Source organism: Pseudomonas bubulae (assembly GCF_037023725.1).
Lineage (GTDB): Bacteria > Pseudomonadota > Gammaproteobacteria > Pseudomonadales > Pseudomonadaceae > Aquipseudomonas > Aquipseudomonas bubulae.
This window is the reverse complement of sequence record NZ_CP146077.1, coordinates 5,135,413-5,144,743: the sequence shown is the minus strand read 5'-3', so window position 1 is coordinate 5,144,743 and position 9,331 is coordinate 5,135,413. Positions and strand designations below refer to the sequence as shown.

The following is a 9,331-nucleotide window of genomic DNA, read 5'->3' as shown; positions in this document are numbered from 1 at the left end:
TTTGTGGGCAGAAAAACAGCCGCAGCTTCAAGCCTCCATTGCCGAGCAATGTTAAGGTTCGCCTTTGGATTTCGCTTTCTCCTAAGGATGCCGTCATGTCGGTTGCTACGCCTCTCAATGCGGGTTTTATGGTGGTTCATGGCAACCGCCTCGATGAGTTACGCAGCCTGGTTGTCAGCTGGATGCGCCTTTACCCGCTGGCTCCTCTGGAGAACGAAATTGCTCTGGTGCAGAGTAACGGCATCGCCCAATGGTTAAAGCTGGCTCTTGCCGAAGATGCCCGCGACGACGACCTCGGCGGCTGCGGTATTGCTGCAGCCGTGGACGTGCAGTTGCCCGGCAGTTTTTTGTGGCAGCTCTATCGGCTGGTACTGGGCAGTGAAGAAATCCCCGCCAAGTCATTGCTCGATAAAGCCCCGCTGACCTGGCGTCTGATGCGCCTGCTGCCTGCCCTTATCGATCAGCCGCACTTCGAACCCCTGCAGCGCTTCCTGACTCACGACACCGATCTGCGCAAGCGCTATCAGCTGTCTGAGCGTCTTGCCGACCTGTTCGACCAATATCAGGTGTATCGCGCCGACTGGCTGGAGGACTGGGCCGCAGGTCGCCATCAATTGCGTAACGCCCGGGGCGAAAGCCCGGCCCTGAGCCCGGCTAACTGCTGGCAGGCCGAGTTGTGGCGTGCGCTTCTGCTCGATGTAGGTGAAGAGGGCATGTCACAGAGCCGTGCCGGCGTTCATCAGCGTTTTATGGACAAGATCAACAGCCTCGAGCAAGCCCCGCCCGGCTTGCCCGCGCGGGTGATCGTTTTTGGCATCTCGTCACTGCCTGCTCAGGCACTTGAAGCCCTGGCCGGGCTCGCCCGCTTCAGCCAGGTATTGTTGTGTGTGCACAACCCTTGCCGCCATCATTGGTCTGACATCGTTGCCGATAAAGATCTGCTGCGTCATCAGTACAAACGTCAGGCCCGCAAAAGCGGCATGCCTACAGCACTTGATCTGGATACCCTGCATCAGCATGCCCATCCCTTGCTGGCTGCCTGGGGTAAACAAGGCCGTGACTATATCAACCTGCTCGACAGCTACGACGAGCCCAACAGTTATCGCGCAGCTTTTCGCGATGGCCGTATCGACCTGTTCAGCGAAGTTGAACCGCTTAACCTGCTCAACCAGTTGCAGGACGATATTCTTGAGCTGCGCCCGCTCAACGAAACCCGGGAGCTATGGCCCGCCATCGATCTGGCACAGGATCGCTCAATACGCTTCCATGTTGCGCATAGTGCGCAGCGTGAAGTCGAGATCCTGCACGACCAGTTGCTCGCACGTTTCAGCGAGAACCCTCAGTTGCAGCCACGTGATGTGATTGTGATGGTGCCGGATGTGGACAGTTACGCGCCGCATATCCGTGCTGTTTTTGGGCAAATCGAACGTGATGATCGGCGCTTTATTCCCTACACCCTGGCCGACCAGGGGCAGCGTGGTCGTGATCCATTGCTGATCGCTCTCGAACACTTGCTTAAATTGCCTGACAGCCGTTTCCCCGTCAGTGAAATCCTGGATTTGCTCGACGTGCCATCACTGCGCGCCCGCTTCAAGGTGCAAGAGCGCGACTTGCCAACCTTGCATCGCTGGATTGAAGGCGCTGGCATTCGCTGGGGGTTGAATGCGCAGCAGCGTGCCGGTCTTGGTTTGCCCGAGCAACTGGAGCAAAACAGTTGGCGTTTTGGTTTGCGCCGCATGTTGCTCGGATATGCCGTAGGCAGTGGTGAGGCCTGCGACGGTATTGAGCCCTACGATGAGATCGGGGGGCTGGATGCCGTACTGATCGGCCCGCTGGTAGCTTTGCTCGATGCGTTGGAAATCGCTCATCAGGAGCTCTCGCAACCGGCATTGCCGCAGCTCTGGGGCGAGCGCCTGCAGGCTTTGGTGCAGCTGTTTTTCCAGGCCGAAACAGAGCACGACGACTACCTGTTGGCCCAGCTTGAAGAGCTGCGCGAAACCTGGCTCGAAACCTGTGAACTGGTTGGTCTGCAGGATGAGTTACCGCTGACCGTAGTACGCGAGGCCTGGCTTACCGGGCTTGACCAGGGCAAGTTGTCACAACGTTTCCTGGCCGGGGCGGTCAACTTCTGCACCCTGATGCCGATGCGGGCCATCCCCTTCAAGCTGGTATGCCTGCTGGGCATGAACGACGGCGACTACCCGCGAGCCCAGCCGCCGCTGGACTTCGATCTGATGGGCAGCGATTACCGCCCGGGCGATCGTTCGCGCCGCGAAGATGACCGTTACCTGCTTCTTGAAGCGCTGCTTTCGGCTCGTGATCAGCTTTATATCAGCTGGGTAGGGCGCAGTATTCGCGACAACAGCGAGCGCCCGGCCTGTGTCCTGATTGGCCAGCTGCGTGACCACCTTGCCAGTGGTTGGCATCTGCAAGGGGGCGGCGACCTGCTTGAGGCCATGACCCAAGAGCACCCACTGCAACCCTTTAGCACTCGTTACTTTCATGAAGGCAACCCTAACCTGTTCAGCTATGCGCGTGAATGGCAGCGCTTGCATGCGCCACAACCGGAGCCCGTTGGCCCCGGCACGCTTGGCGCGCATATCCAGGAAGAACCACTGAACCTGACGCAGTTACAGGATTTTTTGCGAAACCCAGTGCGCCACTTCTTTAGTCAGCGCCTGAAAGTATTCTTTGAGGCAGCGGAAGTACCTTTGGCCGATGAAGAACCTTTCGTACTCGACGCATTGCAGCGCTACACCTTGAGCGACAGCCTGCTTGAAGCTGCACTGGCGCAGCCGGATCAACTGGAAAGCGCCTTGCATACCCGTGCCCAGCGCCTGCAAGGCAGCGGTTTGCTGCCCATGGCCGGGTTTGGAGAGTGCCTGCAACACGAACTAATCGAGCCATTACCAGATGTACTACAGCGCTATCAGCAACTGCTGGCTCTTTGGCCTACACCGCTAAACAGCGCGTTGCCTGTCAGTTTTGAGGATCAAGGTCTGACGCTGGAAGGCTGGCTCGGCAATCTGCACCAGCGTAGCGACAAGGGCTTACTGTCTGTCACCACTATTCCTAATAGCATTGGTGCGATCAAAACCCGGAAATGGCACCGTTTGACCCGGCCATGGGTAAACCATCTGGCAGCCTGCGCCTGTGGCCTGCAGATGACGACCGCCCTGGTGGCCAGTGATGACACCTTGCTGCTCGAACCTCTGGACACCAAGCAGGCCCGGGAGATTCTTGGCAACTTGCTCACTGCCTGGAAAGTCGGGATGAGCCACCCGCTGCCTGTCGCGGTAAAAACTGCTTTTGCCTGGCTGGCCCAGACAGATCCGGCCAAGGCCGATGCGGCGGCGCAAAAAGCCTATGAGGGTGATGGCCAAACCAGTGACGGCGAGCGCCGTGAAAGCGCCGCCCTGGCCCGGCAGTTTCCTGACTATGCGGCCTTGATGGCTGGCGACGAATTCGAAGAGTGGTGCGATGCCCTCTATCGACCCCTTTTTGATGCGCCCTGGCGCTCATTAAACAGCGAGGCATCCCGCTAATGAGCGAGCAAACATTACCGCTGGCCCTGGCATTTCCCCTGCGCGGTAGCCAATTGATCGAGGCCAGTGCAGGCACCGGTAAAACCTTCACGATCTCGGCACTCTACCTGCGCCTGATTTTGGGGCATGGCGGCGTAGAATCGGGTTTTGGCCGTGAGCTATTACCACCGCAAATTCTCGTGGTGACCTTTACTGATGCTGCCACCAAAGAACTGCGCGACCGCATCCGTACCCGCCTGGCAGAAGCCGCACGCTATTTTCGTGGCGAGATCGACGCGCCGGATGCCTTGGTCGAAGAACTGCGTGACCAGTTTGCTCCCGAACAGTGGGCTGCTTGCGCCGGGCGTCTGGATATCGCCGCCCAATGGATGGACGAGGCTGCGGTCTCGACCATTCACGGTTGGTGCCAGCGCATGTTGCGCGAGCACGCTTTCGATAGCGGCAGCCTGTTTACCCAGACCCTGGAAACCGATCACAGCGACTTGCTGGGCGAAGTGCTGCGCGATTACTGGCGGCTGTTTTGCTACCCCATGCACGGCGACGCGCTGAACTGGGTGCGTGCCAACTGGAGCGGCCCCGCCGCCTTGATGCCGCGCGTGCGAGCGTTGTTTGGTAGCTCGCGCCAGCCAGCCAATGCTGAACAAACGCCTGCACAAATGATCGAGGCCTGCTTGCTGGAGCGCCGCCAGGCATTGGTGCAGCTCAAAGCCCCCTGGTTGCAATGGGCTCAAGAGCTGCGTGAGATCTGCCTGCAGGGCGTGGCCAGCAAAACGGTCGACGGTCGTAAAATGCAGGCCCGGTATTTTGAACCCTGGTTTGAAAAGCTCAGCGCCTGGGCGGCTGACGAAGATCAGGAGCAGCTTGATCTGGGTACCGGCTTCACGCGTCTGACTCCCGACGGTATGGCCGAAGCCTGGAAAGGCGTTGCCCCGCAGCATCCGGGCCTGGATGCCATGCCCGGCCTCAAGGCCGCGCTCGATGCCTTGCCGAGCCCGGACGCCGCCGTGCTGCAGCATGCGGCGCACTGGGTGAGTGTGCGTTTTGAAGAAGAAAAACGCCGCCGTGCCGAAATGGGTTTCGACGATATGCTACTGCGCCTGGACTCGGCATTGCAGGCCGATGGCGGTGATCGCCTGGCGACCCTGATTCGTGAACAGTTCCCCGTGGCGCTGATCGATGAGTTCCAGGACACAGACCCCGTGCAGTACCGTATCTTCGAGACCATCTACCGGATTGAAGACAATTGCCCAGACACCGGGCTGTTTTTGATTGGCGACCCGAAACAGGCTATCTATGCCTTTCGCGGGGCGGATATCTACACCTACTTGCGCGCACGTCAGGCGACTGCAGGGCGCTTGCACACGCTGGATACCAACTTCCGCTCCAGTCACGCCATGGTCAAGGCAGTCAATCATGTCTTTGAGCGGGCGGAGCTGCGCGATAGCGGACGTGGTGCATTTTTGTTCCGCGAGGGTTCAGAAAACCCCGTGCCCTTTGTTTCGGTTAAATCCCAAGGGCGTAAGGAAGTCCTGCAGCTTGATGGCCAGCCTGTCAGCGCCCTGACGCTCTGGCAATTGCCCTCCGAGCAACCGCTGTCGGGTGCTGTGTATCGTCAGTATCTGGCGGCCGCCTGTGCCAGCCAGATTGTCGAGCTGCTTAATGGTGGCCAGCAAGGGCGCTGCGGTTTTATCAAGGACGGCGAAGCACTGCGTGGCGTATTACCTGCCGACATCGCGATTCTCGTGCGTGACGGCAAGGAAGCTCAGGCCGTGCGGAGAGAATTATCGAGCCGTGGTGTGCGAAGCGTTTACCTGTCGGATAAGGATTCGGTGTACGCCGCGCAGGAAGCACATGATGTGCTGGCCTGGCTCAAGGCCTGCGCCGAGCCTGACGTCGAGCGCCCACTGCGTGCCGCATTGGCCTGTATCACCCTGGACTTGCCGCTGGTTGAGCTGGAGCGTCTGAACCAGGACGAACTGGCCTGGGAAAGACGTGTTATGCAGTTCCGCGGTTACCGCGAAACCTGGCGCAAGCAAGGGGTACTCGCCATGTTGCGTCGTCTGCTGCATGACTTTGAACTGCCCCAGGCCCTGATTGCCCGCCCCGATGGCGAGCGCGTTCTGACCAACGTCTTGCACTTGTCCGAATTGTTGCAGCAAGCCGCAGCCGAGCTGGACGGTGAGCAGGCGCTTATCCGTCATCTGGCCGAGCACCTGGCCTTGTCCGGCCAGGCGGGTGAAGAACAGATCCTGCGCCTGGAAAGTGACGAGCAACTGGTCAAGGTGGTGACTATCCACAAGTCCAAGGGGCTGGAGTACCCGTTGGTGTTTTTGCCGTTTATCTGCTCCGCAAAACCGGTGGATGGCAGTCGTCTGCCGCTGCACTTCCACGATGCTGCGGGCAACGCCCAGGTCAGTTTGAAACCGACGCCAGAGCTGATTGCCCAGGCCGATGACGAGCGTCTGGCCGAAGACCTGCGCTTGCTGTACGTAGCCCTGACCCGTGCCCGGCATGCGTGTTGGCTGGGGGTTGCCGACCTCAAGCGCGGCAATAGCAATCGCTCGGTCTTGCACCTCTGCGCCCTGGGTTATTTGCTGGGTGGTGGTGCCATGCTGGCCGAGTCGGCGGGCTTGCAGAGCTGGTTGGCCGAGGTGCAGCAAGGTTGCGACGCCTTGCAGTGCGAACCCGTTCCAGCTGCTGACGCGGCGCATTTTTATCCACCGCTCAACCAGGCAACCTTGCTTGAGCCGCTGATCCCGGGCCGCCGCGCCGCTGAAAACTGGTGGATCGCTTCCTATAGCGCACTGCGCATTGGTGACAGCCTCAGCCCGGCCGAAGCACCTGAAAGTGCCTTGGCGCAAAAGCTCTCGGATGATGAGCGCCTCGACCCTGAGGCACCGCGTGAAGTGTTGCTCAGTGGGGGTGATATTCACCGCTTCCCCCGTGGGCCAAATCCCGGGACTTTTCTCCATGGCCTGCTTGAGTGGGCGGGCAGCGAAGGCTTCAAGGCCGACCCCGAAGCGATCAAGGACGCTGTAGCACGGCGCTGCAACCGGCGTGGCTGGCAAGGCTGGATCGAGACCTTGAGTGACTGGCTGCAGCATCTGCAAGATGAACCGCTGCGTCTGAATAATGGTCAGCCCGCTGTGGTCTTGAGTGAGTTGAGCCAGTACCAGATTGAAATGGAATTCTGGTTTGCCAGCCACAAGGTCGATGTTGTGCAGATGGACACACTGGTGCGTCAGCATACCCACGGTGGCGCCGCGCGGGCGGGGGCCGAGCCGAGCCTGCTCAATGGCATGTTCAAGGGCTTTATCGACCTGACCTTCGAGCATCAGGGGCGTTATTACGTGGCGGACTACAAATCCAACTGGCTGGGTACCGATGATTCGGCCTACACCGAGCAGGCGATGACCGCCTCCATTCTGGACAACCGCTACGACCTGCAATATGTCCTGTATTTGTTGGCTTTGCATCGTCAGCTCAAGGCTCGATTGCCCGGCTATGACTACGACCAGCATATGGGCGGCGCACTGTATCTGTTTTTGCGTGGTACCCGCGCCCAGGGACAGGGCGTGTTTTTCACCCGCCCGCCCAGACTATTGATCGAAAGCCTGGACCTGATGTTCCAGGGCAAACCGCTGCCGAAAACAGCTGAACCGGCGTGGGAACAGGGAGTGTTGTTATGAGTCGTTCGTTTGCCGAACTGTTGCCTACGCCATTGACGGCCGAAAGCCTGGCCCTGCTTCAACCGCTGGGCCGGGCCGAGGATTTGCTGTTGTTACTTGAACGCTGGGTCGAGCGCGGCTGGTTGCGCGCTCTGGATAAGGCCTTCGTCGCGTTCCTGCATGAGCGCGATCCGCAGGGCGACCCCCTGGTGTTGCTGGCGGCGGCCCTGACCAGCCATCAACTGGGCCACGGTCATGTGTGCCTGGATTTGTTTGAAACCCTGAAAGAGCCGGATTTTGCACTCTCTTTACCCCCCGAAGGTGATGTGCAAACCGGCGCCATGCTGCTGCCTTCGCAACTGCTTGAGGCCCTGGACGGCGAGGCCTGGTGCAAGGCACTGCAAGCCAGCCCGCTGGTTGAACACGCGGGCCGGTCGTCTGCGGATGCAGCCAGCCGACCCTTGGTATTGAGTGAGCGGCGTCTGTATTTGCGTCGCTATTGGGCCTATGAACGTCGAATCGACGGTGCCTTGCGCCAACGTCTGGCGATGGCTGAAGCGACACCGGCGGATTTGCCTACGCGCCTTGACGGTTTGTTTGGCAGACCTGCACAGGATGCGCCGATTGACTGGCAAAAACTGGCCTGCGCCCTGGCCACGCGGGGAGCTTTCAGCATTGTCACTGGTGGCCCCGGCACCGGTAAGACCACCACCGTGGTGCGTTTGCTGGCGTTGTTGCAAGCACCGGCGGTAGAGGCGGGCACGCCTTTGCGCATTCGCCTGGCGGCACCGACCGGCAAGGCGGCTGCGCGCCTGACAGAGTCGATCAGCCTGCAAGTCAAATCCCTGGAAGTGGACGACAAGGTCCGGCAAAAAATCCCCAGCGACGTGACCACTGTTCATCGGCTGCTCGGCAGCCGCCCCGGTACGCGGCATTTCCGCCATCATGCGGGCAATCGCCTGCCGCTGGACGTGCTGGTGGTTGATGAGGCGTCGATGATCGATCTGGAAATGATGGCCAATTTGCTCGATGCCCTACCTGCTCATGCGCGGCTGGTGCTGCTGGGTGACAAGGACCAGTTGGCATCGGTTGAAGCCGGTGCCGTGCTGGGTGATTTGTGCCGCGACGCCGAAGCGGGCTGGTATACCCCGCAAACCCGTAACTGGCTGGAGCAGGTCAGCGGCGAAAATCTCAGTGCCAGTGGTTTGCAGCAAGACCTGGACAGTACGCACCCGCTGGCGCAGCAGGTAGTGATGCTGCGCCACTCGCGGCGCTTTGGTGAGGGCAGCGGTATTGGCCAGCTGTCGCGTCTGGTCAACCAGCAACTGCCCCGCGAAGCGCGTGCCTTGCTGGCGGCAGGCAGCCATGCCGACCTCTTTGCGTTGCCCCTCAAGGGTGAGCAGGACCGCGCATTTGAGCGCCTGGCGCTGGAAGGGCGGGGTACAGAGGCTAAAGGCTATCGGCACTACCTGGAGGTTTTGCGCGATCAGCGACCAGACACCGAGAGCGGTCTTGAAGACCCGTGTTGGGCGGTATGGGCGGGTAACGTGCTGCAGGCGTTCGAGGCCTTTCAGGTGCTCTGCGCCGTGCGCAAGGGACCGTGGGGCGTGGAGGGCCTGAATGAGCGTATCACCGGCGCCCTGTTTGCCCGCAAGCTGATTGATGGCGACCGGCATTGGTACGAAGGCCGCCCGGTGCTGATGACCCGCAATGATTACGGACTGGGCCTGATGAACGGCGATATTGGCATCGCCCTCACCCTTCCCGAGGGTGATGGTCAGGCCCGGCGTCATGTATTGCGGGTGGCTTTCGCGCGTAACGACGGGCAGGGCGGCATCCGTTTTGTACTGCCAAGCCGGCTCAATGATGTCGAGACGGTCTATGCCATGACCGTACATAAATCCCAGGGCTCGGAGTTTTCCCATACGGCGTTGGTGCTGCCCGAAGCGCTCAACCCGGTGTTGACGAAAGAACTGATCTATACCGGTATCACCCGGGCCAAGCACTGGTTCAGTCTGATAGAGCCGCGTGCGGGAGTTTTTGAGGAGGCCGTACAGCGCAAGGTCAAGCGCCTGAGCGGGTTGATGCTGGGGCTGGGTTAGCCGAAGTCTTGATCCT

General features: G+C 60.2%; 3 protein-coding genes. All 3 read left to right on the top strand.

Translation table 11 applies throughout. The annotated features are described in order from the left end of the window. Nucleotides 1-95 precede the first annotated feature (95 nt). From recC to recD, 3 genes are read left to right on the top strand one after another with little or no spacing between them, the layout of a single operon-like run. A complete protein-coding gene (gene recC / locus V6L81_RS23620) occupies nucleotides 96-3,545 on the top strand; it encodes an exodeoxyribonuclease V subunit gamma (protein WP_095002458.1) in 3,450 nt (1,149 codons plus the stop codon). Continuing rightward, entirely contained in the window at nucleotides 3,545-7,234 is a 3,690-nt protein-coding gene (gene recB, locus V6L81_RS23615; protein WP_095024389.1) for an exodeoxyribonuclease V subunit beta, read from the top strand. Before recC ends, recB begins: the two co-directional genes overlap by 1 nt. After that, the gene (gene recD, locus V6L81_RS23610) at nucleotides 7,231-9,315 is read left to right on the top strand and encodes an exodeoxyribonuclease V subunit alpha (protein ID WP_095020634.1); all 2,085 of its coding nucleotides are present in this window, start codon (nucleotides 7,231-7,233) and stop codon (nucleotides 9,313-9,315) included. The genes recB and recD overlap by 4 nt, the downstream gene beginning before the upstream one ends. Nucleotides 9,316-9,331 lie beyond the last annotated feature (16 nt).